Annotated in this window: 25 protein-coding genes and 2 pseudogenes; 22 read left to right on the top strand and 5 right to left on the bottom strand. The window is 63.4% G+C overall.

Annotated features, from left to right (window positions below; genetic code table 11):
* Nucleotides 1–62: 62 nt before the first annotated feature.
* From ACP690_RS13430 to ACP690_RS13400, 7 genes are all read left to right on the top strand, one after another.
* On the top strand, nt 63–272 hold the full coding sequence (locus tag ACP690_RS13430; RefSeq protein WP_426261452.1) for a hypothetical protein: 210 nt from the start codon (nt 63–65) through the stop codon (nt 270–272).
* 26 nt (nt 273–298) lie between these two features.
* Entirely contained in the window at nt 299–628 is a 330-nt protein-coding gene (locus tag ACP690_RS13425) for a hypothetical protein (RefSeq protein WP_010409148.1), read from the top strand.
* The gene (locus ACP690_RS13420; RefSeq protein ID WP_010409149.1) at nt 621–1478 is read left to right on the top strand and encodes a CsgG/HfaB family protein; all 858 of its coding nucleotides are present in this window, start codon (nt 621–623) and stop codon (nt 1476–1478) included. Before ACP690_RS13425 ends, ACP690_RS13420 begins: the two co-directional genes overlap by 8 nt.
* Nucleotides 1475–2629, top strand: coding sequence for a nuclease-related domain-containing protein (locus ACP690_RS13415; RefSeq protein ID WP_010409151.1), 1155 nt, complete (start codon nt 1475–1477; stop codon nt 2627–2629). Before ACP690_RS13420 ends, ACP690_RS13415 begins: the two co-directional genes overlap by 4 nt.
* Nucleotides 2626–3123: a hypothetical protein gene (locus ACP690_RS13410; RefSeq protein WP_010409153.1), complete on the top strand. Its 498-nt coding sequence runs from the start codon at nt 2626–2628 to the stop codon at nt 3121–3123. The genes ACP690_RS13415 and ACP690_RS13410 overlap by 4 nt, the downstream gene beginning before the upstream one ends.
* The gene (locus ACP690_RS13405; RefSeq protein ID WP_010409155.1) at nt 3120–3611 is read left to right on the top strand and encodes a hypothetical protein; all 492 of its coding nucleotides are present in this window, start codon (nt 3120–3122) and stop codon (nt 3609–3611) included. The genes ACP690_RS13410 and ACP690_RS13405 overlap by 4 nt, the downstream gene beginning before the upstream one ends.
* 96 nt (nt 3612–3707) lie before the next feature.
* Nucleotides 3708–4112 carry a hypothetical protein gene (locus ACP690_RS13400; protein WP_010409157.1) on the top strand — a complete coding sequence of 135 codons (405 nt, stop codon included), beginning with the start codon at nt 3708–3710 and terminating at the stop codon, nt 4110–4112.
* On the opposite strand, the gene ACP690_RS13395 is transcribed toward ACP690_RS13400, so the two are convergent.
* On the bottom strand, nt 4097–4237 hold the full coding sequence (locus tag ACP690_RS13395; RefSeq protein WP_231372554.1) for a hypothetical protein: 141 nt from the start codon (nt 4235–4237) through the stop codon (nt 4097–4099). The two genes, ACP690_RS13400 and ACP690_RS13395, sit on opposite strands and share 16 nt — an antisense overlap.
* 503 nt (nt 4238–4740) lie before the next feature.
* Between ACP690_RS13395 and ACP690_RS13390 the strand changes: the two genes are divergently transcribed.
* Both ACP690_RS13390 and ACP690_RS13385 read left to right on the top strand, forming a co-directional pair.
* Nucleotides 4741–7500: a PAS domain S-box protein gene (locus tag ACP690_RS13390; protein ID WP_018250463.1), complete on the top strand. Its 2760-nt coding sequence runs from the start codon at nt 4741–4743 to the stop codon at nt 7498–7500.
* Complete coding sequence (locus ACP690_RS13385) at nt 7500–7871, top strand: response regulator (protein WP_018250464.1); 372 nt, start codon at nt 7500–7502, stop codon at nt 7869–7871. The genes ACP690_RS13390 and ACP690_RS13385 overlap by 1 nt, the downstream gene beginning before the upstream one ends.
* 126 nt (nt 7872–7997) lie before the next feature.
* Here the strand turns inward: ACP690_RS13385 and ACP690_RS13380 are convergent.
* Nucleotides 7998–8336 (bottom strand): annotated as a pseudogene (locus ACP690_RS13380) (integrase core domain-containing protein); the annotation flags it as partial.
* Nucleotides 8337–8490: 154 nt separating this feature from the next.
* On the opposite strand from ACP690_RS13380, the pseudogene ACP690_RS13375 reads away from it, so the two are divergent.
* The 9 genes and pseudogenes from ACP690_RS13375 to ACP690_RS13335 form a co-directional block, all read left to right on the top strand.
* Nucleotides 8491–8700: pseudogene (locus ACP690_RS13375) on the top strand (IS110 family transposase); the annotation flags it as partial.
* A gap of 188 nt (nt 8701–8888) precedes the next feature.
* Nucleotides 8889–9254 (top strand): hypothetical protein, encoded by a 366-nt coding sequence (locus tag ACP690_RS13370; protein ID WP_426261453.1) that lies wholly within the window; start codon nt 8889–8891, stop codon nt 9252–9254.
* Between the two features lie 301 nt (nt 9255–9555).
* Nucleotides 9556–9882: a hypothetical protein gene (locus ACP690_RS13365; protein WP_426289836.1), complete on the top strand. Its 327-nt coding sequence runs from the start codon at nt 9556–9558 to the stop codon at nt 9880–9882.
* Nucleotides 9883–10020: 138 nt separating this feature from the next.
* Complete coding sequence (locus tag ACP690_RS13360; protein ID WP_426261455.1) at nt 10021–10401, top strand: hypothetical protein; 381 nt, start codon at nt 10021–10023, stop codon at nt 10399–10401.
* 44 nt (nt 10402–10445) lie between these two features.
* Nucleotides 10446–11267, top strand: coding sequence for a CsgG/HfaB family protein (locus tag ACP690_RS13355; protein ID WP_022675750.1), 822 nt, complete (start codon nt 10446–10448; stop codon nt 11265–11267).
* A gap of 81 nt (nt 11268–11348) precedes the next feature.
* Complete coding sequence (locus ACP690_RS13350) at nt 11349–11648, top strand: hypothetical protein (protein ID WP_022675751.1); 300 nt, start codon at nt 11349–11351, stop codon at nt 11646–11648.
* A 117-nt stretch (nt 11649–11765) separates the two neighbouring features.
* Nucleotides 11766–12101: a hypothetical protein gene (locus tag ACP690_RS13345; RefSeq protein ID WP_028657725.1), complete on the top strand. Its 336-nt coding sequence runs from the start codon at nt 11766–11768 to the stop codon at nt 12099–12101.
* 900 nt (nt 12102–13001) lie between these two features.
* Complete coding sequence (parA, locus tag ACP690_RS13340) at nt 13002–13670, top strand: ParA family partition ATPase (protein ID WP_066667192.1); 669 nt, start codon at nt 13002–13004, stop codon at nt 13668–13670.
* Entirely contained in the window at nt 13667–13981 is a 315-nt protein-coding gene (locus ACP690_RS13335; protein WP_022676116.1) for a ribbon-helix-helix domain-containing protein, read from the top strand. The genes parA and ACP690_RS13335 overlap by 4 nt, the downstream gene beginning before the upstream one ends.
* Nucleotides 13982–14017: 36 nt before the next feature.
* On the opposite strand, the gene ACP690_RS13330 is transcribed toward ACP690_RS13335, so the two are convergent.
* Together ACP690_RS13330 and ACP690_RS13325 are read right to left on the bottom strand one after the other, a co-directional pair.
* Entirely contained in the window at nt 14018–14458 is a 441-nt protein-coding gene (locus ACP690_RS13330) for a hypothetical protein (RefSeq protein WP_022676115.1), read from the bottom strand.
* 229 nt (nt 14459–14687) lie between these two features.
* Nucleotides 14688–15353: a recombinase family protein gene (locus ACP690_RS13325; RefSeq protein WP_022676114.1), complete on the bottom strand. Its 666-nt coding sequence runs from the start codon at nt 15351–15353 to the stop codon at nt 14688–14690.
* Between the two features lie 268 nt (nt 15354–15621).
* Between ACP690_RS13325 and ACP690_RS13320 the strand changes: the two genes are divergently transcribed.
* From ACP690_RS13320 to ACP690_RS13305, 4 genes are all read left to right on the top strand, one after another.
* Nucleotides 15622–15867: an AbrB/MazE/SpoVT family DNA-binding domain-containing protein gene (locus tag ACP690_RS13320; protein WP_022676113.1), complete on the top strand. Its 246-nt coding sequence runs from the start codon at nt 15622–15624 to the stop codon at nt 15865–15867.
* Nucleotides 15864–16250, top strand: coding sequence for a type II toxin-antitoxin system VapC family toxin (locus ACP690_RS13315; protein ID WP_022676112.1), 387 nt, complete (start codon nt 15864–15866; stop codon nt 16248–16250). The genes ACP690_RS13320 and ACP690_RS13315 overlap by 4 nt, the downstream gene beginning before the upstream one ends.
* Before the next feature lie 78 nt (nt 16251–16328).
* Nucleotides 16329–17444 (top strand): metallophosphoesterase family protein, encoded by a 1116-nt coding sequence (locus ACP690_RS13310; protein WP_022676111.1) that lies wholly within the window; start codon nt 16329–16331, stop codon nt 17442–17444.
* Nucleotides 17441–20074: an AAA family ATPase gene (locus ACP690_RS13305; protein WP_022676110.1), complete on the top strand. Its 2634-nt coding sequence runs from the start codon at nt 17441–17443 to the stop codon at nt 20072–20074. The genes ACP690_RS13310 and ACP690_RS13305 overlap by 4 nt, the downstream gene beginning before the upstream one ends.
* Nucleotides 20075–20331: 257 nt before the next feature.
* On the opposite strand, the gene ACP690_RS13300 is transcribed toward ACP690_RS13305, so the two are convergent.
* Nucleotides 20332–22584, bottom strand: coding sequence for an AAA family ATPase (locus ACP690_RS13300; RefSeq protein WP_066667207.1), 2253 nt, complete (start codon nt 22582–22584; stop codon nt 20332–20334).
* Between the last annotated feature and the right edge of the window lie 71 nt (nt 22585–22655).

Raw genomic sequence — 22655 nt, 5'->3', positions numbered from 1 at the left:
CGCATCGCACCGCCAGGACCGGCCCCCGCGCGCCGGCACGGCGATCAACCGGGACAGGAGACATGAGCAACTGGGATTTCGAGGAAATGGGCGAGTTCGGCTCGGATGCCGACGCAGACCGCTGGGCGAAGCGCAACAACATCGCCCCGCAGGATGTCCGCATTCGCCACAAGGGGGACGGGGTTGAGCTGGAGGTCCGGCGCTCGGCGCTGGGCGACAGCAGCGCCCGCCACGATGACCGTCGCGACGGCCGACGCAACGGTTTCTTCTGAAAACGGCCAGGGAAGGAGTACACACGATGAAACTGAAGATGATCGCCGCGCTGGGGCTTGCCGCCCTCTCCGTGGCCTTGCCGTCGGCCGCCAGCGCGCAGTCGTCGGCGCCGGTCCTGCTCGCGATGGCGAGCTTCGCCGGAAGTCATGCCGGCACCGATGCCGCGCGCGAGGTCGAGGCGAAGAAGGCGCGCTATCGCGCGCACGCGCTTCACAACGGCAAATGCAAGGACTGCGCGGACTGTCCCGACTGCAAGGACTGTGACGAAGCCGCGAAGAAAGTTGCGGCGGACGAGGAGCGTGCCGGGATCTGCGATCCCGCAGCGCATGCGAAGAAGGCGGGCGCCGGTGCTTGATCGCACCCGCATGCTCGTCGTGACGGCCGCGCTCGCGGCCGTCACACCTTCAATGGCCCACGCCCAGAAGCTGGGGCAGGGCGGCACCGGCGTCGACGAGACGACCGCCGTGCCGCAATGCCAGGTGCCGCTCGGCGTTGCCGCGCTGGTTGAGGAGAAGGCCGCCAACCCGGCCGATGGCCTGTCGCCGCAACTGCAGGCGCTCATGCGCATGGCGGAGATGCAGAACGGCGGTTCGACCGCGCGCGTCGACGCGCTGCCACTGGTCAAGCTGATGATCGCGCGATCCAATTGCTTCCGCGTCGCCGATCGCGGCGAGGCGTTCAGCGCGCTCGAACGCGAACGCGCGATCAATGGCGGGACTGCCACAACCCGGCCTGTCACCAAGGCGGATTATCTGATCGAGGTGAAGGTGGTCTATTCCGACGCCAAGTCGCGTGAGAGCGGGGGCGGGGTCGGCGGTGTGTTCGGCGGGGCGGTCGGGCTCAAGTCGAAGACACTCGAAAGCCAGGTGCTGATGACGCTGGTCGACGTGAACACCGGCATCCAGGAAGCGGTCGCCAGCGGGTCGGCGCGCAAGAAGGATATCGGCGTCGTGGGCGGTGGGCTGTTGCTCGGCCTTGGCGTGGGTGCGCTCGGTGGAAGCTACGCCTCGACCGACATCGGCAAGATCACCACGCTGGCGACGCTCGATGCGTTCCGCAAGCTGATCGAGGATGCACGGCCACGGCTCGAGGCGAGGCTGGTGCCGGCCAAGCCGCCCGCAATGGTGCCTCCCGCCTCCGCGCCGCTACCGGCGCAGGCGGTTCAACCGCTGCCGCAGCCAAATCCGGGAACGCCGAAACGATGATCCGCAAGAAATCGACCCGCGCGGCCGAGATCGCATTTGCCGACGAAGTGATGGCGTCCGACGAGTTCGCGGCTCTCCCCGAGCGCGTGCGATCGACGGTGCGGAACCATCGCCAGGGGATGCGGGGCGAGCGCGAGACCGCCTATATGCTCGATCACCAATTCGGGCCTGACAACGACCGCAACCTGCTTATCCACGATCTGCGCCTGCCGGACGGGCAGGGCGGGTTCGCGCAGTTCGATCATATCCTGCTGTCGCGGGCGTCGCGCACCGCCTCGATCTTCGAATCCAAGAACTACTCTGGCCGGATCTCGAAGAACGAGCATGGCGAATGGATGGTCTGGTATCGCTCGCAACGTCAGCCGCAGAACATCCCCAATCCGGTCGAACAGGCCAAACGACAACGCAAGGTGCTGCAGGCGTGGCTGAAGCGAAAAGGGCATGACAGGGCGTTCGCGGAGGTCGGCGTATTCGTGTCCGTTCCGCCCACCGCGATGATCGACCGTTCCAAAATCGGCAGCGACGAGCCGATCTACAAATGCGACAACCTTTACAAAGCCTGGGTGCCGTTCGGCGGGTCATCGCCCCTGGGACGAATGTTTTCGACCGGCGTCACCGCCGCGCAGATGGTCGAGATCGCCGACCAGCTCATCGCCGACCATGTCCAGGAGGGCGATATCTATACCCGCCTCGGCATCGTTCCTGACAGCACGGACGCCGCCGATACGTCTCATACCGGCGACCCGTCTGGGCCGATCAACATGCCCATCGTCCAGGCCGCGTCTGTGCCGGAATTGCCGCCGTACGTCGAGGCAGAGCCTGTCACTGTTCATCCGGCGCAAAGTCCCTCCACATCGGTAGCGGTTGAATGCACCGTTTTGGAGGTATCGCCCCCTGCCAAGGCGGTTCCCGTCAAGGCGGGCGCACCTATCGAGGTATGCGCCGGGATCGTCGAGCGGACACTGCCAGATGGCCGCATCGCATTCAGGGCCGCGCGCGACGATGAGATCGGCAGGGAGGTTCTTTCCGCGTTGTGCAAGGGCAAGGCGATCTGGAACCCGAGATTCTCCAACTGGATCTGCGTGCCCGACGTCGCCGACGTGATCCGGGCTGCACTTCCCGATGCGATCAGGGTCGGCCACGTCGCATGAATATGATCAGCCTGCCCCGGCCCGAATGCCCGTATTGCCATGAGGCGATGCGCCGCTGGCCGCTGGGGCAGCACATGCTGGTCTGCGACACCTGCCGCCGTCCGATCGTGCGCTACCTCGCTGCGCCCTCGCGTCGGATCTTTCGGCTGCGCCCGCTCTACAGCGTCATCAACGCCATCGCGCTGTTCATTCTGGTCGCGACCTTTCTCGCCATCGTGATCGCCCGCGCCGACATCCGGCATATCATGCTGGCCGTCGCGATCCCCATCGCGATGTTCGGCGCGAGCGATATCGGCGATGGCTGGCTGTCCTGGCGTACCTCGCTCGATCGAGGGTGGAACCACCTTCGCAAGGGTCGCAAGGCGCGGCTGATCGGGCTGGCACGCGCAGCGTTCGGCATCGCCGGCTGTGCTGTCGCCATCTTCGGGCTACTTGCCTACGGCGACATGACCACTCCACGAAAACCGCTTGCCCATCAGGCTGGTCGGCCATGATTCCCTTCTGCCTGATCCTGGGCGACAGCACCGCGGTCGGCACGGCGCAGGCATTGGCAGCACAGGGCATACGCTGCGAGGTTCATGCGCGCGTGGGTGCCGGTTCGGCCGAGATCGAGCGGCGGGTGAGGGGCGCTTCGGCCGCCACCGTCGCCCTCATCGCACTCGGGTCGAACGATGCCGCCAGTCCGGCGCTCCCAACCAACCTTCTTGCGCTCAGGCGGCGAACCACCGCCGTCAAGGTGGCCTGGCTTGCCCCCTACGACCTGCGCGCGTCATCCATTGTCACGTCGATCGCGGCACGTTTCGGCGACACCGTCATCCCGCTGCGGGCGCAACCGAGCCGGGATGGCATCCATCCGGTCAGCTATCGCCCCGTCGCCAAGTCGCTGCGGTGGGGGGCGGTCGCCCCCTTCAGAGCCGGCGTAGCGCCGGCGCCGATCGCGCGCGCGACCGTGCTGGTGATGAGCAGCCCACTCGGGTCGTGATCGCCATCTTCATGCCGCGAGCATCGGTCGCCGGAACCGAACGGCTCGACTCAATCCCGCTGGAACAAATCCGGCCCATATGACAGGCTGAACGTCATGGACCATCGCATCACCCACACCTGCGGCCATGAGCAAACCCATTTCATTGCCGGGTTCGCGTCGCAGCAGGAGCGCAAGGCCACCTGGCTGCGCACGACGGTCTGCGGCGCGTGCTACCGCAAGCAGCGCCAGGAAGAGAACGAGCGCGACGCCGCGGCCTCGCAACAAGCCGTTGCCCATCTGTCGCTGGCGCCGCTCAACGGCTCGGAACGACAGGTCAGCTGGGCAACGACCATTCGCGCGAAACGGATCGCCTTGCTGCGCAAGGATCAACCTCTCGATAGCGTCGAAACCGGCGCGGCGCTGCTCGGCATCGCGGACGCCAAATGGTGGATCGACAACCGCGACGCGACCGACGCGCAGTTGCTCGCCTCGGCAGGGGTGGCTCAGGCTCCCGGCTGAACCGGCGTCGTCACCGCATTCTTCAGCGGCGCGGGCTTCTTGCCGTCAGGCAGCGTCCTGCGGAGGTGCTCGTGGACGATCGCAGCCGAGAAGGGCTTCGGGATGAACGTCGCCTTCTCGGGCATGTCACCCGGATTGGGACGGATATTTGTAGGGGCTTGCAATCGTAGCGGTGTCTGCTCGCCAACAGCGCTATTTCCTGCTCACGCTATCTGCCACTGGCGCGTGGCACCGTGCTCGAATTAGCTGCCAATGTGCTCGCCATCATCCGGCGCTGCTCGCAAACGAGGCGTCGCACTCACGTTATCTGCCAACAGCTTCGACCGCCAAGGGGAGGTCGATCAGACGGCCATAGGTTGTCCCGTTTCTCCATCTGCACCGGGCAGTTTCGGGAAAAGCCAATCGGGAACACATTTCGGGAAAATGGCGCCCTCGTTGCCATCGAGCGCGCCTTCCTGCCGTCAGCCGTCCCACGCGACCTTCCCAAACGAGACGGTGCCGTTTCGCTGGCTCTTCGCGCCAGCATTTCAATCTACAGAACTGGAGGTTGTTTCTATGATGTTCTCGATAGTGGCGAGGCGCCGATCTGGATGCTAGCGTGCCGCGGAAGGGCAAATCGTGGTAAACAATGACTGATCTTGGAGCGCGTGAGCAGCGGCGTTTGGCGGCGCTCGCAAAATTCGAGGTAATGGACACCCCGCGAGAGTCGGCTTTCGACGAGCTGGCCGAGCTGGTCGCCGCGATTTGCGAGGCGCCGATCGGGGTCGTGAATCTGATCGGGGAGTGCCGCCAGTTCTTTAAGGCAGAGGTGGGTCTGGGGGTTCGCGAAACGCCGCTGGATACGTCGTTCTGCGCGCACGCGCTTTTGGAGCAGGATTTCCTCCTTGTTCCCGACGCGACGGCCGATCCGCGGTTTGCGTGCAACCCCCTGGTTACCGGCGAGCCTCACATCCGCTTCTATGCCGGTGCACTGCTAAAGACGGACGACGGACTTCCAATCGGGACGCTGTGTGTGCTCGACTACCAGCCGAGGCAATTGTCGGACGTACAGATACGCTCGATCCGCGTCCTGGCTCGACAGGTCATGGCGCAACTCGAACAACGTCTTGCGGCACGGCAGGTCGCCGCATCCGAGGCGCGGCAGCGCGCCATCATGGACAGCGCTCAGGATTTCGCGATCGTCACGACCGATCTCGATGGCCATATCGTTGAATGGACTTCCGGCGCGAAGAACGTGCTTGGCTGGTCAAGGGACGAAGTGATTGGAAAGAGCGCTTCGATCCTGTTCACCGACGTAGATATCAGCGCCGGCAGGCTGGCATTGGATCTGGCGCAAGCTCACGACGAAGGCCGAGCGTCTGTTGAGCATTGGATGGTTCGCAAAGACGGGAGACGCATACTGGCCGTCGATGTGACGTCCCCATTGATGGACCAGCACGGCCAACATGTCGGCTATGTGAAGGTGCTGCGTGATCGCACCGAAGCGCATGCCGCGAGCGAAGCCCTGCGGGAGGTGGAAGCCCGCGCCACCGGCAGGTTGCAGGCCAATGAGGAGAAATGGCGCACCCTGTTCAAGACGCTCGAAGAGGGTTTCATCCTCGCCAGAGTCGTGCGCGATGCAGACGGCAGGATCTGCGACTGGCGGTATGAGGAAGTGAACGACGCCTGGTATAGCCTGGTGGGTATCGAGCGGGGCACGGCGATCGGAAAGACGATGCGCGACCTCTTCCCGGGAATTGAGGACGTATGGGTCAACGAGTTCGCCGAGGTTGTCGATACCGGCGAAGCCAAGCGCTTTACCCGTCAGTTCGGAGGGCTGGATCGTTGGTATGACGGGGTGTGCCAACCCATTGGGGAGGATCGGTTCACCGTCATTTTCCTCGAAGTGACGGATCGCATCCGCGCCGAGAAAAAGCGCGAGGCGCTCACCGACATCGGGCACGTTCTGTCGGAGTCATCCGATATGGAACATGCGATCGATCAGGCGACGGAGATCGTGGCCAAGACGCTCGGCGTGGTTCGGGCTGGGTACGGTACGCTGGATGCAGACGGGGAAATGATTACCGTGCCGGAGCACTGGACGGCGGATGGCTGTCCCCGGCTTGTCGGTCAGTACCGCGTCGATGATTATGGTGACTACGCTATCGACCTCCGGGCTGGTCGTCCCGTCGTCATTCCCGATGTGCGGTATGATCCACGAACATCGCCTCGAGCGGACATTTTCGAAAGCCTCGCCGTTCGAACGATGATCAATCTTCCGGTGGTGGGGAATGGTCGAACCGTCGCGATCTTCTTCGTGAACGATAACGTTCCGCGCCAATGGACGACGCAGCAGGTGGCATTCGTCGCAGAGGCGGCCAGTCGTATCCGGGTTGCGATTGAGCGCCGCCGGGCAGAACAGGACCTGCGCGAAAGCGAAAGCTTTATGCGCAGCGTTCTTGCTGCCTCGACCGATTGTATCAAGGTGCTCGACCTTAACGGCGATCTCACCTTCATGAGCGATGGCGGCATGAAGGTGATGGAGATCAGCGACTTCAACGCGGTCAAAGGCTGCTTCTGGCCGAGTTTTCTGAAGAATGACGGCGTTGGTCTGGGCAAAGAGGCGCTTGCAGCGGCAAGAGCGGGTCGATCGGCCCATTTCGAGATCGCAGCTGACACATTCCTGGGCACCCCGAAATTCTGGTCGGTGTCGGTTTCGCCCATCTTCGGCGAGAACGGCGAGGTGGTGCGCATCCTGTCCGTATCGCGTGATCACACGACTTTGCAGGAGGCGCGTGAGCAGCAGCTCCTGCTCAATGGCGAATTGAGCCATCGATTGAAAAACGTCTTGTCCATCATCCAGTCGATTGCCAACCAGACGCTGCGTGATGCGGTGACACTGGAGGATGCCTCTGCTGCCTTCTCATCACGTCTGGCATCCTTGGGCCGGGCGACGGATGTGCTGACCGCGACATCGTGGGAAGCGTCGGACCTTGATACGGTCTTGGAAGCCGGCTTGGCGGCCGTTGCCGATAAGCGGGACCGGATCGCGATCAATGGCCCCGCGGTGCGTCTCAATCCGCAGTCGGCACTCGCCCTCACGCTCGCAATCCACGAGCTGGTCACCAACGCGCTGAAATACGGTGCCCTGAGCAACCATACCGGCACCGTGACGTTGACGTGGGAGGTGAGTGGATATGACGCAAACCCAGAGTTCACCTTGCTATGGCAGGAGCGCGACGGTCCGACCGTCTCGCCCCCCACACGCAGGGGCTTTGGAACGCGGCTAATCGAACGTTCGCTGCGATCGTACTTCAGGGGCGAGACGGTGTTGAGCTACCCGCCTGAAGGTGTCGAATTTCGGATCAAAGCGCCGTTAGTCGGTGCAGGCGAATTGGTAACCGCGTAATGGGTCAGGCAATTCCGCCACGGGCAATCCTCATCGTTGAAGATGAGGTGTTTATACGTCACGATCTGATGGATTTTTTCAGCGACCGTGGTTTTATTGCGTTTGAAGCTGAGGACGGCGACGAAGCGATCAAGATCATAGCCGATCATCCCGAGATTGGAATTGTCCTGACAGACATCCAGATGAAGGGATCGATGGATGGTCTGCGACTTGCACGCTACGTTCGTGATAGGTACCCGCCAATGCTGATCGCGGTTGTCTCCGGTAACGTCCGTCCTTCACAAGCTGACCTGCCGGAACACTCTTTCTTCGTCGCCAAACCTTTTGACCCTCGATACGTGCTGTCAGAGATTGATCGGCTTAGTTCCTGATTTCCGCAGGCGAGGGGTACCTGGGAGAACGCTCCTATCCCGGAATACCATCGTTTGAGGGAAAGGGGGTGACCGCCGAGGAGTGGTGATTATGAGCAGCCCCCACCGGGTGGTCCGGGTTGATAGTTAGTGCATTGTCGTCTCCGCCGCCATTGCCGGTCGGAGGTGGAGCGAAGCGGAACCGGAGGCCGGCAATGGCGGTGTCGCCGCTTCCGGGGCGGGTGGTCGATAGCCGAGGCTGCTGTGCGGTCGGACAGTGTTGTAGTGACGCCGCCACGCCTCGATCAGCACCCTGGCTTCAGCGAGGGTGTAGAAGATCTCGCCGTTCAGCAGCTCATCCCGCAGCGAGCCGTTGAAGCTCTCGTTGTAGCCGTTCTCCCATGGCGAGCCCGGGGCGATGTAGAGCGTCTTCACGCCGATCTGCCTGAGCCAGGTCTGGACGGCGGCGGCGATGAACTCGCTGCCATAGCACATTGGGAAGCGCTGGTTCGGGAGCCGCTATGGCCCTGATGAAGACAAGGCCGCGTAGCGGCCGCAGACTTCATCAGGGCAAGCCATGGCCGGTCAGCAGGTATCTAAAGTGAGGTTGTCGAGACAACACTTTGGAGGCCGACCGACCATGACCAAGCTCACCTCTACGCCTGCCGGCGCCGTGCTGGTAGCCATCGACATGTCCAAGAGCCGACAGGAGGTTCTCATCGAGCGACCGGAAGGCGGCCGGCGCCGGCGGATGACCGTCATGGCGACCAGGCAGGACTATGACGGCTTTGCCGAAAAACTCGCTGCTATCGGGCGCCCTATCATCGTCGGGTTCGAGGCGACGGGTAGTCGTTCTCCGACTTGCCCATGGGTGGGAGGTCGTCAGCCGACGTCAGCGATGCGTCGAAGATGATCCGCTGCCCGTCATCGCGATCGAGTGTCGCTGCTGCTGCGCTAAACGGGACGGATACGAAATCAGCCCTGATTTAACAGGGGTAGAGGAAGAGCGGAGGGGGGGAGAAAGGATGGGCTGCTCGGGTGGCCCGACATTCCCTTGCGGTAATGGTTCGCCGGTACAGGCGGCCAGGTACGAGGTCCGCTCGCCATGGAACGCTTCCTGCTCTTCAGGTACTCGAACCGAGCGACAGTCACGTCCTCCGCAAGATTGCCCTTTTAGAGGCCGCAATCGGCGAGATCGGTGTTCAAGCCGCGTGGGGTGACTGGGCCGACTGGGTCCCCACCGGCAAGGTCGGGGTTGTCGGGCAACGCATCACGGGATGCGATCATCTCGGCTTTGCCAAATACGACGGACCGAAGCTGAAGGGGCTGGTCGACGCGAACCGCTACGAGGCTCGCGATACGGTGAGCACCTTCAAGTCCGTCGGTGTCGAGGTGATCGCATAGCGCTCGCTGGCGCTGGAAAGATGTTTCCGAAAGGCGGCAACATCTTTCCAGTGGCCCAACCCATGCTCGCGGTTTCGAGCGGGGCACTCTCCGAGGATTATCAATGCGCCCAGCCCTGAGGGGCTGACGGCCCGGATGCAGCCGAAGGCGCGGGAGAAGAGGGGGGAGTGAGCGTTTGGGCGTGAAATGTCGCGCTCGACACTCATTGGAGACGGCGTCGATGTTCTACGATGTGCCTTATCGCCACCAACAGGCGGTGGACCCCGCTGCGCTCAGCACGATCGCGATAACGCTCCAGGCGATGACCAAGGCGCTGGATGATTGCCGCAACGCGGGCGTAGACCCCAATACGGATCCCGCGATGGTGCTGCTCGCACGTCACATGGCGACCGTGTCGACCAATCGCGCGCCGCGATCGGTCCTCCGTCATGCGTGCGACAAGCGACTGCAGTCGCTGAAGCGCTACCCGGCGCTGCTGGCCCTTTCGATCCGCGGCGTCGAATACGACCAGGCCGCCAAGGAACGATTTCACGAGGACGCTACGGCCGCGATGCAGGATCTCGCGTCAGCGCTCGCGCTCGCTGAGGGGAGTTACACCATCGCCTCGACCCGAGGCGACCCGAGCTGAGCTACGGCTCGTCCTCCTCGAGCTGCGACACGACGCGCAGACGCGAGCCGAGGAATGCTGGCGGCGTCACAAGGCCCCCATGGCTGCCTATTGGAAGGTGGTCTCAGTGTACGCAGGACACCTGTCGAGGGTCCTGCGATGAGGTACGATCCGCGCATAGCCACGACCTCCCCGGAGGAGTTCGCCGAGTTGATGGCGCTCGTTCGTCGTGCCGATGAAGCCCCGAGGCCGCAAACGGACGACGACGTATGGCGAGCCACCTATGCCGAAGAGCAACGCCAGCGGCGTGTTGTTGGGTATCAGCAGGATCTCTTCGGATCCAAAGCGACGACACACTTCCGTCGCAACCGGGCCGCGCCGGATTGGGATCGGCCGCCTGTCGAAGCGATCGAGCAGAAGCTGGAGCGGATCAAAGGCGATCCGGCTGCAGACCGGTCTTGCTCGCGCTCTCGAGGTCAAAGCCGACAGCGCAAAGGGCTTTCTGGAATAGGTCATTTCAGTCGCAACGCACTGAGATAGCAACAAACCTATGGTACACGATCATCGAACGAGGGAGGGATACAATGCGCCGTACTATCGCAATCATGGCATTGCTCGCAGCGTCGGCTTCGCCGGCGCTCGCCCAGAAGGCGGGTAAGGGGGGGATCGGGATCGACGAGAATACGCAGGTTCCACGCTGCGATCGACCCTACGGGACCATCGCGTTGGTGGAGGAGCGCGCCGCTGGAGGAACCGCCGAGGGCATTCCCCCGGGCCTTGCGGCGCTGATGCGGATGGCAGAAGCCCAGAACGGCGGGAGTCAGCGTGTTGATCCGATCCCCCTGCTGAAGCTTCTCGTTGCTCAATCGGGCTGCTTCCAGGTCGTCGATCGTGGAGAAGGCTTCGACGCCCTGCAGCGAGAGCGTCAGCTCGCAGCGGGTGGAAGCGTCGCTGGCGCGAACAACCAAGCCACTCTGAAGGCCGCGGATTACCTTCTCCAGGCCAAGGTGCTCTATTCGGATTCTGATGCGGGTGGCAGCGGAGGCGGGCTCGGCACGATGTTCCCCGGCGGCCTCGGGTTCAAACAGAAGGTCAAGTCGAGCCAGACCATGCTTACCTTGATCGAGGTGAAAACCGGCATCCAACAGGCGATCGCGACGGGCTCGGCCCGCAAAAAGGATCTGTCGATCCTGGGAGGCGGTCTGCTCACCAACGCCGGCGTCGGCGCTCTCGGAGGTGCGTATACCAGCACCGACATGGGCAAGATCACTTCGGTCGCGATGCTCGACGCCTTCGTCAAGCTGACCAATCAGGCACAGACGCGGTTGCCCCAACCAACTGGAGCTTCGATCGGACCGGCGCCCTCCCCGGCGCCTCCGATGGCACCACCAGCGCCGAGGCAATAAGCTTTAGAGGGGAGAGGGAGTTAGCAGGCGAGCGAGAGCATCGCTCGAGAGCCCCCTCCCCCATCGTCGTCAGGTGTCCATATGAAACACGCGCGTATCCAGCAGCGGGACTTCTTCGATCCTGCCCCGGACCTCAACATAGAGCCGCTAGACGCGGCCGAGATGGAGGCGCCGCGTGGTGAACCGATCGCCATCCCTTGCGGCTTCATGACGAAGACCAACGAGCGATGCCAGCGACTGGCAAGCAGGCCCGTCATGCTGGAGGGGCACCAGATGACGTGTAGAGGCCGTCCTATGCTGTTCTGCGACCCCGCCTGCTACAATGCCTCCATGCGCGCCGACGTGCCGGCAGACGAAACCATCACGGATCCGTCAGCGTAGTCGATGCAAACGGCCCCCTCCCCCACTGCGCCGACATGCGGATATTGCGGCAATCGCCTCGGAGCGTGGCCGCCCGCCAGTCCGGTTGAGCCGTGCCGCGTCTGCAGAAGGCCGACGATGTTTGTGCCGATCCCGTGGAGCCAACCTCGCCGTCTCCTGATGTCCGGTCTCCTCGATGCTGGCGCATCGCTCTACGGGATCGCGACGGTCTGTCTCGTGGCTGCGTTCGCCATATCGCCGTCATCAGGTCGAGAATTTGTGAAGGCCTTCACCCTGATGCTGTTCGTTATAGGGTCCGTCCTAGCCGTCGACGGGATATTGGCAGTACGTACCGGGATCGACCGCACCTGGTCTACCAGGAGGAAAGGCCGATCGGCTCGCGCGCTGGGCGTCGGGAAGATCCTCGCGTCCAACGCCGCCCTGATGTTGGTCATCGTCGGCATACTGATATAGGTATCGCGAGTGTGCGACCGCGCACCTGTGCACAGGTGCTCACTTGCACGTCTGCGACGTCGCAATTACGCTTCTGTGCACCAGCGCACCCGCGCGTCGATGCACGTATGTCTGGGAGCGTATGCGTGAGCGAGTGCGCTTGGCTCTAGCCTGCCAAGGTCGTGGGGTGCCCTCCCCCCGAAGGCGCCAGCTAGTTCAGAAGCTCCCTTTTCACCCGCCCCCTTAGCGTTGGGGATCGTGCGAAAGCGTTATGCTCCACACCCTGCGATGGAATGAATCACCGGTGCACTGGTGCACAGGTGCGATGCGACCGCCGTGATTGCGTGGCGCATGGCTCTGGCTCGGCCGAGGGACGACAGGTCGCCGACGCGATCTCTGCGACACGGCGCTAAGGGCTGCATTGGCTCGGCGCACTATTGCGATAATGCACTGTCGCAGGTGTGCACAGGTGCGAGGGTGCGTCGTCGCACGGTCGTGATTACGCGATAGTGCGAAGGATCTGTAGTCGGGCTGCTTGTCGTGTGGGTAGCTGATGGATGTTGAACGGGAAGGGCTCACCGAGGATGGTAAGAGGAGGTGCTTAGGGGCGGCCTGACGCCGCCAGCTAAGCGACGCAGGGTAGAGCCCGCACGTGCGAGACCCGCCCCAGAAACCAGTCGGCTCACCGGCGCAGCGTCATTGCTTTGAGCCGAGCTGGCTTGAGCAGCTGTGTTGGCACCATTGAACAAGGTCATTCAACGCAACAACGGTTCAGACACTGGTGCGACCGTGCACCTGTGCACACGCGCGCACGTGCGTTTTCGCGCTTGTGCGCTAGCGCGAGTGTGGGCATACGTACCAACGCAATCGCGCACGTGTGCACAGTCACGACTGTGCATAGGGCAAAGCGAGGATATCAAGATGAAGACAGTGGCTCTCATTGCGCAGAAGGGCGGGGTCGGAAAAACGACGCTCGCGATCCACCTTGCGACAGCTTTCGCCGCTACCGGCAAGAACACCTTGCTCCTCGACCTCGATCCACAGGCCAGCGCAGCCGAATGGAAGGATCATCGCGCGGATGAGACGCCCGCAGTGCTATCGATCCAGCCATCCAGGCTGACAAAGGTTCTCGAGGAAGCGAAGTCGATGGGGGCCGACGTGGTAATCCTCGACACGGCTCCGCACAGCGAGAGCACAGCTCTCGAGGCGGCAAAGGCGGCAGATCTGATCCTCGTACCGTGTCAGCCCACGATCATGGATCTCAGGGCTATGGCGAAGACAGTCGAGCTGTTGAAGCTGGTTGGCAAAACGGCGTTCGCGGTCCTCAACAGCGTGCCTCACCAAGGCACTGGTGGCCAGGAGGCGGCCGAGACGATCGCTTCGTCGTTCGGGCTTCAGGTCGCGGACCCGTCGTTTGGGGATCGCGTCGCCTTCAGCCGCTGTATGATTTCGGGCCAAGCAGCGCAGGAGGTCGAGCCGAACGGAAAAGCTGCCGCAGAGGTGACCGCCTTGTTTGACTGGGTGGTCGCACAGCTGCACACTCGCACACGTGCACCTGCGCAGCGTAAGAAGAAGGGTGAGGCGGCATGACTAGAAAGGTTGGCTTCGCAGCAGGTCTGGGTAAGCTGGGAGAGATTGGCGGCAAGGTTGCGCCAGCGCCGTCGCCTATCGCTCGACCGGCCGAGGCGGTCGAGGCGGGGGAGGGGGACGGGCCTGTTCGGGCGGCGCCGGGCCCTCGCCGGAACGGCAAGGTGAACATTGCCGGTTACTTCGATCCCGCGGTTCGTAAGCAGCTTGCGATGCTGGCTGTCGAGCACGACACCGACCAAGTCAAACTCATGGCGGAAGCCCTGAACCTGCTGTTCGAAAAGTATGGGCGCTCGCCTATCGCCTCCGCTTGAGACAACCCCGCCGTCAGTCGCGGCGACGGTAAAGGCTCAGCGTCGCGCGCTGCATAGCTCGGAGTTGCGCAGCAAGCGCGCTCCGAGCACGCGAGTTTCGCGTTCCATTTGCTCCTCCATCATTGACCAGATGGTACGAGCGGCCGCGCAGTAGCCAGGTACGTCGGCTGCGATCTTGTCGTCGGTCCACCTTTCGATGTGTTTGTCTGAGATGAGCCTCTTAGAGGTGAAGGCGACAAGGAAATCCGACAGCGCAGCACGATCGTCGCTGTCTGCCGTTTCCAGTAAACGCGGAATAATGCAGTCGCTAACAAACGCCGACCTTTCGCGGCTTGCGCGGGTTAGATCTAAGCGAGCCTTTTCCAGACCGGCAATGTTCGCGCAGTCGGTTGCGCAGTGACTCTGAATTAACGTGAGGCCAACCCGGATGACTCGGTGATGCTCCTCAAGACCGCGAAGCAGTTCCTTGTCCATCATGGTTAACCGACGCCTCCCAAATACTGCCAAAAGGCAGCATCTGCTGCGCCGTCTACCGTATCTGGGAAATCAGCTCAGCGATATTGATAACGCCCGTAACGACTGTTGGATCGTTAGCCAGAAGGAATTTTGTTAAAGCCTTGGGAAAACGCGCCTGACGACGGCGTCGACGCTACGGCACAGCGGCTTGGCGAGTTGGAAGGGCAGGGGAAGCCCGAATTGCTGGCGCTCAGGCGATGTCCTCGACAGCGCACGGATCAGTGCCGCTGGCGTCGCCCGACCGTTCGTTCTTCAGGCGGCGAGCAATCTTAGCGAGCAACGTCCGACTGCAGCCCGTGCCGATCATGATCTCGCGCCAGCTCTGCCCATCCTTCAGTGACCGGGCGATCGCGGCGTTGCGGGCAGTGTTCTCAACGCGGCCTTTGTAGAGGCCTGCGGTTCGAGCTCGGCTGACGCCTTCGGCTTGCCGGCGCCGACGATCATCATAATCCTTGCGAGCGACCGCGGCGAGGACGTCGAGCATCATTGCATTTACCGCGGCGAACATCCGAGCTGTGAAGTCGTCGGGGGTAGCGATCAGGTTCCAGGAGGTTGGCAGATCGAGAGACACGATCCGAACCTGGCGTGCCTCGATCTCCGATCGCAACTTGCTCCAATCGGCCGAGCTGAGGCGCGATAGACGGTCGACCTGCTCGACCAGCAACACGTCACCGGGGCCGCAATCGTCCAGTAGTCGAAAAAGCTCCGGCCGGGCGAGGCGAGTGCCGCTCTCGTGTTCAACATAGCGCGATGCGATACGGAATCCATGTGAGGCGGCGAACGCATCCAGCGCTGCGCGAGCGCGGGTCGCATCCTGTTCAGCGGTCGATGCGCGGAGATAAGCCCGGACGAACATGCTTCAGTCCTTTATGAACGGTCTTGTTATGTCCAGTCTTTTTTGAGAGCGCGTTTGACGGAAAAAAGACCGGGCGCGCTCCGGTCTTTCAGAGGTATACCCAAACCGTACCTCCTAAAATGCGTATTTGGCAGAATCGTGGCGGCGTGGCACAACGTACCAGCTGTGACATTAGTATAAGGGACAGACGCAATATCGACATTGTTGTCGTCGGCGGGGGCGTCAGCTATGTTGCGTCAACGTGGTACATCAGGGCTGGCGTGCAAACATGACCTTGCAAATCAACATTACGCCTAACGGGCGCATGAGCCTGCCGGCAGACGTGAGGAAGCGCCTTGGCCTGAGTGGCGGTGGTGCGGTCTACCTTGATGAGACGGAGGACGGCGTGGTGTTGCGGACGGCAAGTCAGGCTGTGGCACGTGCCCAGGCTCTGGCCAAGCAGTACACTGGCGGTAATCCCGACGCATCCGTCGACGCATTCCTTGCCCGACGTCGGGAAGAGAGCGGCGAATGAGCGTGGTGCTGGACGCGTCTGCGATCATCGCGATGCTCAAGGGCGAACGCGGCGCGACAAAGGTCGCGGCTGAGATCGGTGGGGCGCGGGTGAGCAGCGTTAACTATGCCGAGGTAGTCAGTCACTTCGTCCATGCCGGCATGCCCGAGCGCGAAGTCGATGCGATGCTCGATCCATTGCCGCTGACGGTCGTGCCGGCCGACAAGGCACTCGCGCAGATTGCCGGGCGGTTGCGGGCGGCAACAGCGGAGGCGGGACTCAGCCTTGGTGACCGTTTCTGTCTGGCTCTTGCCCGACGGGACGGTCTGCCCGCATGGACCAGCGACCAGAACTGGAAGAAGATCGCCGATGCCGTCGAGGTCAAGGTTGTCGCGATCCGCTGACTTTACATGGTGGCGGGGTAGGGAAGGGGGCAGGACGTCCGGCTCGACAGCCATAACCCACACCGCCAGAAGGTTTCCATGCTACGCCTGATCCACACTGCCGACTGGCAACTCGGCAAGCCGTATGGCCGCTTCGACAGCGACGTGCGCGCTGCGCTTAGCGAGGCGCGGTTCGATGCGATTGACGCGATCGGCAAAGCAGCTGCGGAGCATGATGTCGCGCATGTGCTGGTCGCTGGCGATGTGTTCGATACTGAGGGACCGGAAGACCGCGTGATCGTGCAGGCGGTGTCACGGATGCAGCGCTATGCCTGTACCTGGTGGCTGCTGCCCGGCAACCATGACTTCGCCCGCAACAGCGGCTTGTGGGATCGTGTCCGCGCCAAAGGCGCCGCCAATGTCCGTATCCTCGCCGAGCCGGTGCCATGCGAGCTGGAGCCCGGGCAGTGGCTGCTACCGGCACCACTGACCCACCGGCATAATCTCGACGATCCGACCGCGCTGTTCGACACGATGGAGACGCCAGGCGCGAGCTTGCGCATCGGTCTGGCACACGGCTCGATCCGCGACTTCTCGTCGCGCGGCGAGGCGCAGAACCAGATTGCGCCTGATCGCGCGCAGCGCTCCAACCTCGACTATCTTGCGCTTGGCGACTGGCACGGGAGCCTCCGGGTCGATGCGCGCACCTGGTACTCAGGCACGCCCGAAACCGATCGCTTCCAGCGGGATGAGCCGGGCTACGCTCTGCTCGTGACGCTTGAGGCTGGGGCGGAGCCGTCGGTATCGCCAATCCGTACTGGCAGGTTCCAGTGGCTGATGCGTTCGTGGACGGTTGCCGACGCGGAGGGCTTTGCCGCCGAGTGCGACCGGCTGCTTGCGCAGGTCGAACCATCGGCAACCCTCCTGCAGCTCTCGCTCTCGGGTATCGTCAGTTTATCCGATCGTATCGCGATCCTTGCGCGCCTCGACAATGACCTGCGCCATCGCCTCCGCCATCTGACGGTCACCGCCGACGATCTCGTCGGTCGGCCGAGCGAACAGGATCTGGCAGACCTGCGGGTCGAGGGTATGATCGGCACGGCCGCGGCCAAGCTGATGAGCATGATAGAGGCCGGTGGCAGCGACGGCGCCATTGCCAGGCGGGCGCTCGAGCGCCTGTTCGTGGAACATCAGCGTGGGCAGGACGCGGCATGAGCCTTCGGATCCGGCGCATCGCGCTCTCAAACTTCCGCAAATACCGCGACCCCTTCGTGCTCGACGGGCTGACGGATGGGCTCAACGTCATCATAGAGCCCAACGAGACCGGCAAGTCGACGCTGCTGGAAGCGATGCGCGCCGCTTTCTTCATCCGGCACAACACCGCCAACCGGCTTGCGCGCAGCTATGCGCCTTACGGCGAGGCCGTCGCCCCGCAGATCGAGATCGGCTTCGAGGCGAAAGGCGAGGCGTGGGAAGTCAGCAAGCGCTTCCTGAAGAGTGCTTCGGTCGAGGTTCGGGGACCGAACGGGCGTGCGCAGGGCGAGGATGCCGAGGCGCAGCTGCAAGCACTGCTCGGCGCGCGTCGCGACACCAGCCAGGGCGGCGACGCGGCCGCCCACGGCGCACTCGGTCTGTTGTGGGTCGGGCAGGCGCAGGCGCTTGAAGTGACTGCGCCAGGCGAGATCGTGCGCGACAGCGTTCGCGCTACCCTGGAAGCTGAGGTCGGCACGATCATGGGCGGTGTTGCCTACCAGCGTGTTCGCCCCCGCATCGACAGTCAGTACGCGGAATACTGGACCAACAGCGGTCGGCTGACTGGTCGCCAGACTGCGGCCCGCGACGAGCATGACGCCGCGCAGCGCGCCGCGAGCGAGGCGGCCACTCGGCTTGCCGCCCTAGAGCAGGGCTTTTCCGACCTCGAGGCCGCACGGGCGCGGCTGAAGCTGCTCGACCGCGATCTTGCCGATACAACCGATGCTGAGCAGCGTCGGGCGCTGGTAGGCCAGCTTGACGTGGCGCGCTCTGCCGCTCAGCTGCTCGACACACGCCGCGCTGAGCAGGGCCGCCTTGTCGACCGTGTCAGGGCACTTGAGGATCTCGCATCGCGCCTCGCAATCGCCCGCAAAGCTGTCAGCGACACGGCTACAGCGCTCAGCAAGGCACGGGATAGTCGATCCAGCCTGATCGGGGAGTTGGCGGCCGCGCAGGAACGAGCGACGACAGCCCGTGAGCTGCTAACCCGTGCTCGTGACACTGGGCGGACCGCCCACGCGGCACTTGACGCTGCTCGGATACGGGCTGCCGAGCGCGAGCGCCGGGTAGCAGTCGGCGAGGCACGACGGCGATATGCCGAGCTGGTTGCGCTGGAGGCCGAATACGAAGTGACGCGACAGCTCGCGACTGCGGTGATCCCCACCACCGTCATCAAGGCCCTCGAAGAACGTGAACGTGCCGTGGACAAGGCGCGGGCGGCCGTGGATGCCGGTGCGACGCGGATCGAGTTCGCCGGTGATGTCAGCGGCCTGACGATCGACGGATCTGCGGCGGAGCGTGGAGACCGGATGTTGTCTCGCGAGACGCGCATCCAACTGGGCGATGCCGAACTGATCATCCGTCCGCCGGTCGGGCTGCAAGGCGCCGAGACGGCGCTCGCCAATGCGACCGATGATCTGAACGCGGCCTTGGCCGAGCACGGGGTGGAGAGCGTCACTGCGGCTCGCGCTCGCAACGAGGCCGCGCGAGACGCGGTCGCCAACCTTCGCACGCTCGAGGCGCGGATCATCGGGATCACGCCTGCCGTGACGCTGCTCGGAATCGAGGTGGGCGCGTCGGCCCTGAAGCTTTTCATCGTCGAATTGCAGGAAGGCGCGGAAGGGGAGGGGAGTGGCGAGGAACCAGACGTCGAGGCGCTGACCATCGCGTTAGGTGAGGCGGATACGGCGCTCGCAAGGGCGGAAGGTGTCGATGCAGTGGCATCCGAGCAGTTGCGCGAGGTGGAGGCGCGCAATACTCCATTGATGGTGCAGGAAGCTGGCGCCGAGCGGGATGCGCTGAACGCCGCGGCACAGCTTGCCACCTTGGAAGCCAGGCCCGAGGTGGCCTCGCTTGACGACGCTTTGCGCGATGCGCGCCAGCAGGAGGCGGCAGCGCTCGTCAACCTGCAGGATGCCGAACGCGCAGCGACTGCGCATGACGTTGCTACCATCGAACGGCAGATCGGCCTGCTGGACAAGCGGGTCGAGGTGGCCCGGGCCCAGCGTACCGACCTGGAAAAGGTGATTGCCGGGCTCGAGGCGCGGATCGAGGCGGAAGGCGGCAAGGGGCTGGCCGACCGCGCCGCAGTCGCGCGCGAGGAGGCTGATGCCGCAGCTACCAACCTGGCACGTGTGACGCAGGAAGCCGAAACGCTGAAGTTGCTTCGCGACATGTTGGAGAGTGCGCGCGCCGAGACGTCACGGACATTCGTCGGGCCGGTGGCGCGGCGTGCGCGCCGGCACATCGAACGGCTGCTGCCGGGTGCGAATCCCGGCTTTGGCGACGACCTTGGCTTGGCGTCGATTGCGCGGGGCGGTTTGGGCGAGAGTTGCGGCGATCTCTCCAGGGGCACCCAGGAGCAGCTGGCAGTCCTTACGCGGCTCGCCTTTGCCGACATGCTCCTCGAGCAGGGAATGCCAGTATCGCTGATCCTGGACGACCCGCTGGTCTATTCGGACGATACCCGCCTCGATCTCATGACTGAAATCCTGACGGAGGCGGCAACGCGGATGCAGATCATCCTTCTCACCTGTCGTGATCGCGCCTTCCGCCATCTTGGCAATCGGATTAGCCTGACGGGAGATCGGTAGCGAAACTTACACGTTCTGGTAGGATTACGGCCCGACCGAGTTCGGATGGCAATCGGCGTAAGCGGACGTTCGTTCAGCTACGGCTCGCCGATTACCACCCCGGCTCGCTGCGGTGGTGCCCTTGCCGATCAACACGTCGCCGATCGCCGAAATGGTCCACGGCGCTCCCAACCGCGTCTTTGCCTGCAAAATCCGGGCGGGTTGGTGTGTCGGATGAACGCCGGTGCCGTCAAGCGGGCGAAGGTGGCGCGCGGGGTCTAAGCCTCCGCGAGTGCCTTCAGGCCGCCGTAGTGGAGTGGTGCGACCGCCTCGATCATCTCGAGCAGGTAGATCGTGTTCTTCTGGGTTTCCGCCACGAGGGCTGGGTCGAACGACTTGCCGGTGTGGTGCGAGAGGTCATTGGCGAACTTGTAGATCGCCGTCTTCTTGTGCGGGTCGAAGTCGGTCTCCTCGAGCTTCCGGTGCAGGCTCCGGTTGGAGGGCACGTGGAAGTCGAGGAACGTCTCAAGCACCTTACGGGCTATGTTCGGGACGTGGTAGCAGCCGAGGATCGTCCCGTCCGACTTGAAGGTGTGCAGCACCTTGAACAGGTAGTGGTATTCGGTCGCGTGATCGATGAGTAACCGGTCGAGCGGCGCGAGGCGTGCGGAACGGCCTTCCTCCGTTTCGGAGCAGAGGACCATCGTGAAGGTCTTCTCCGCTCTGGGTCCTGGAATGTTCTGAAGCCAGTTGATGACTAGTCTGAGAAACTCGAAGTTATGGGTGAGGATGAAGAGTTGCTTGGCACCCTGCGTCCTGTTCTTCAGGAACGAGAAGGCTTGGTAGATCGCCGAGGCGTCGAGGCTTGAGATCGGGTCGTCGATGACCACCACTCCCTCCGACATGTCGAAGTCGCGGTCCGTCAGCTGCACTAGGAAGTATAGGAACGCGATCGCGGTCTTCTCACCCTCGCTGAGGCGCCTCGCCGGCCTGCCTCGTCGCATGACATGGTAGCCGTCCACGCCTGAGTCGAACCGTAGATCGGTCCTGCCCAGGAATTGACAAAGATCCCTCGTCAGGTTCTCTCCGCCCTTGTGCTCGTTCGAGACCTGAGCCTGCTTCGCCGCGATGGAGGCGTTCAGCGCCGCGATGCCGCGCACGTCCGGCAGGCCCTCGCCACCGTTCCGCAGCAGGGCGATCTCGACCGTGGCGGCGACTATCCGCTCGGCCAGCTCATCAGCCTGCCCCTTGATTGAACGCAGGTAATGTGCCTCGATCGCGTCACGCGACGTACTGCGTGCGCTGTCGAAGCCGGCGGTTTTCTCATTATGGCGCTCGATGATCGCGTTTAGGTTCGTGAAGGACTGCGCCAGCCTGGCCGTATCACTGGACGCCGTGGCCTCGTATGATCGGGTGCGGTTGGCCAACTTGCTCGTGAGCGTGGCGTCAACCTCGCCCAGCCGGGCCTTGAGCTCTATGAGCGCGGCGTCGAGTTCTTTGGTTGCTGCGTCGTAGCTGTCACGGAGTTCGGAATAAAGGGCGAGGCGGTCCGGCGCGATGATCCGGTTCAGGCCCTCGATTGCCGCTGACAACCGGTCGCGCTCGCGCTCGATGCGCGCCTTCAGTCGTTGGTCCTCCGCGCTGAAGTGGTCCGCCAAAGCTGCGAGCCGTTCAGCAGGCATCGGTCGCGCGCAGAATTCGCAGGTCTCCGAGGAATGCCGGCCGTGCAGGGATATGCCTTGCTCGACCCAGCTTGCGATGTCGGGCTTCCCCAACAGGCGTTCCAGGACATTCGACTGCGCGGACTCGGCCGCCAGGTCGCACGCGCGCAGCGCAGTGCCTCGCGCTACGGCGATGGCGCTCTCTGGTTCGTCAACGCCGATCCGGACGCTCGGCTCTTGGATTTGGACGATCGACGGCATCATGTCCTGGTGGACGGTGGTGTGGTGGAGGGCGAGTTCTTCGTCGGACAGCTGCTCGCCCCCGGTAAGATTCCGGAACGCGCCCTCCGCGTCAGGCTTGCGGTAGCTGCGCAGGGTCGCCCCGCTCGTCGCCTCGCCGATCGTCTTCGCGATGCCCGAGAACAAGCGCCCACGCTCCGTCTCCAGCTTGGCGACCGATGCGTCCAACTCCGCGATGCGCCGGAGGCGGGCGTCTCGTGTGTCGATCTCTGACTTGATCTCCGCCGCGACCAGCTTGTTCTCCTCACCCAAAATGAGGATGTGACGCAGCGGCCCGTCCAAACCGCCGATGTTCGCCTCGATGAAGTCGCTGTTGAACGCCCGCACCTTGCGCCCATACCGGGTTCCGCGCGCCAACGCGCCCGACTGGGTCTCGATTGTGAACTCTAGGTCAGGGTGATCCGCGTGCTCGCCCTCCTCGAGGCAGGCGAGCAGACGCGAGAGCGTCGTCTTGCCCGAGCCGTTCTCGCCATAGATCAGGTTGTATCGGTTCAGGTCGGGGACCTCAGGGCTGCGCGAATAGTCACCGAAGACCCCGAGGTTCTTGATCCTTCGTATCTGTGTGAGCACCGGCCCGCCTCCCCGAGCTTTGATTAGCATGGCGGATGTCAGACAAACAGAGCGCGATGTCCGATCGTCGA

This window comes from Sphingomonas sp. DC4900 (assembly GCF_049896485.1).
Lineage (GTDB): Bacteria > Pseudomonadota > Alphaproteobacteria > Sphingomonadales > Sphingomonadaceae > Sphingomonas > Sphingomonas aquatilis.
This window is presented reverse-complemented; position numbering and strand designations above follow the sequence as displayed.

Excerpts from the sequence above, each read along its gene's own strand:
- ACP690_RS13430 (WP_426261452.1), top strand. The coding sequence starts at position 63 with ATGAGCAACTGGGATTTCGAGGAAATGGGCGAGTTCGGCTCGGATGCC.
- ACP690_RS13425 (WP_010409148.1), top strand. The coding sequence starts at position 299 with ATGAAACTGAAGATGATCGCCGCGCTGGGGCTTGCCGCCCTCTCCGTG.
- ACP690_RS13415 (WP_010409151.1), top strand. The coding sequence starts at position 1,475 with ATGATCCGCAAGAAATCGACCCGCGCGGCCGAGATCGCATTTGCCGAC.
- ACP690_RS13410 (WP_010409153.1), top strand. The coding sequence starts at position 2,626 with ATGAATATGATCAGCCTGCCCCGGCCCGAATGCCCGTATTGCCATGAG.
- ACP690_RS13405 (WP_010409155.1), top strand. The coding sequence starts at position 3,120 with ATGATTCCCTTCTGCCTGATCCTGGGCGACAGCACCGCGGTCGGCACG.
- ACP690_RS13400 (WP_010409157.1), top strand. The coding sequence starts at position 3,708 with ATGGACCATCGCATCACCCACACCTGCGGCCATGAGCAAACCCATTTC.
- ACP690_RS13395 (WP_231372554.1), bottom strand. The coding sequence starts at position 4,237 with ATGCCCGAGAAGGCGACGTTCATCCCGAAGCCCTTCTCGGCTGCGATC.
- ACP690_RS13390 (WP_018250463.1), top strand. The coding sequence starts at position 4,741 with ATGACTGATCTTGGAGCGCGTGAGCAGCGGCGTTTGGCGGCGCTCGCA.
- ACP690_RS13385 (WP_018250464.1), top strand. The coding sequence starts at position 7,500 with ATGGGTCAGGCAATTCCGCCACGGGCAATCCTCATCGTTGAAGATGAG.
- ACP690_RS13365 (WP_426289836.1), top strand. The coding sequence starts at position 9,556 with ATGACCAAGGCGCTGGATGATTGCCGCAACGCGGGCGTAGACCCCAAT.
- ACP690_RS13360 (WP_426261455.1), top strand. The coding sequence starts at position 10,021 with ATGAGGTACGATCCGCGCATAGCCACGACCTCCCCGGAGGAGTTCGCC.
- ACP690_RS13355 (WP_022675750.1), top strand. The coding sequence starts at position 10,446 with ATGCGCCGTACTATCGCAATCATGGCATTGCTCGCAGCGTCGGCTTCG.
- ACP690_RS13350 (WP_022675751.1), top strand. The coding sequence starts at position 11,349 with ATGAAACACGCGCGTATCCAGCAGCGGGACTTCTTCGATCCTGCCCCG.
- ACP690_RS13345 (WP_028657725.1), top strand. The coding sequence starts at position 11,766 with ATGTTTGTGCCGATCCCGTGGAGCCAACCTCGCCGTCTCCTGATGTCC.
- parA (WP_066667192.1), top strand. The coding sequence starts at position 13,002 with ATGAAGACAGTGGCTCTCATTGCGCAGAAGGGCGGGGTCGGAAAAACG.
- ACP690_RS13335 (WP_022676116.1), top strand. The coding sequence starts at position 13,667 with ATGACTAGAAAGGTTGGCTTCGCAGCAGGTCTGGGTAAGCTGGGAGAG.
- ACP690_RS13330 (WP_022676115.1), bottom strand. The coding sequence starts at position 14,458 with ATGATGGACAAGGAACTGCTTCGCGGTCTTGAGGAGCATCACCGAGTC.
- ACP690_RS13325 (WP_022676114.1), bottom strand. The coding sequence starts at position 15,353 with ATGTTCGTCCGGGCTTATCTCCGCGCATCGACCGCTGAACAGGATGCG.
- ACP690_RS13320 (WP_022676113.1), top strand. The coding sequence starts at position 15,622 with ATGACCTTGCAAATCAACATTACGCCTAACGGGCGCATGAGCCTGCCG.
- ACP690_RS13315 (WP_022676112.1), top strand. The coding sequence starts at position 15,864 with ATGAGCGTGGTGCTGGACGCGTCTGCGATCATCGCGATGCTCAAGGGC.
- ACP690_RS13310 (WP_022676111.1), top strand. The coding sequence starts at position 16,329 with ATGCTACGCCTGATCCACACTGCCGACTGGCAACTCGGCAAGCCGTAT.
- ACP690_RS13305 (WP_022676110.1), top strand. The coding sequence starts at position 17,441 with ATGAGCCTTCGGATCCGGCGCATCGCGCTCTCAAACTTCCGCAAATAC.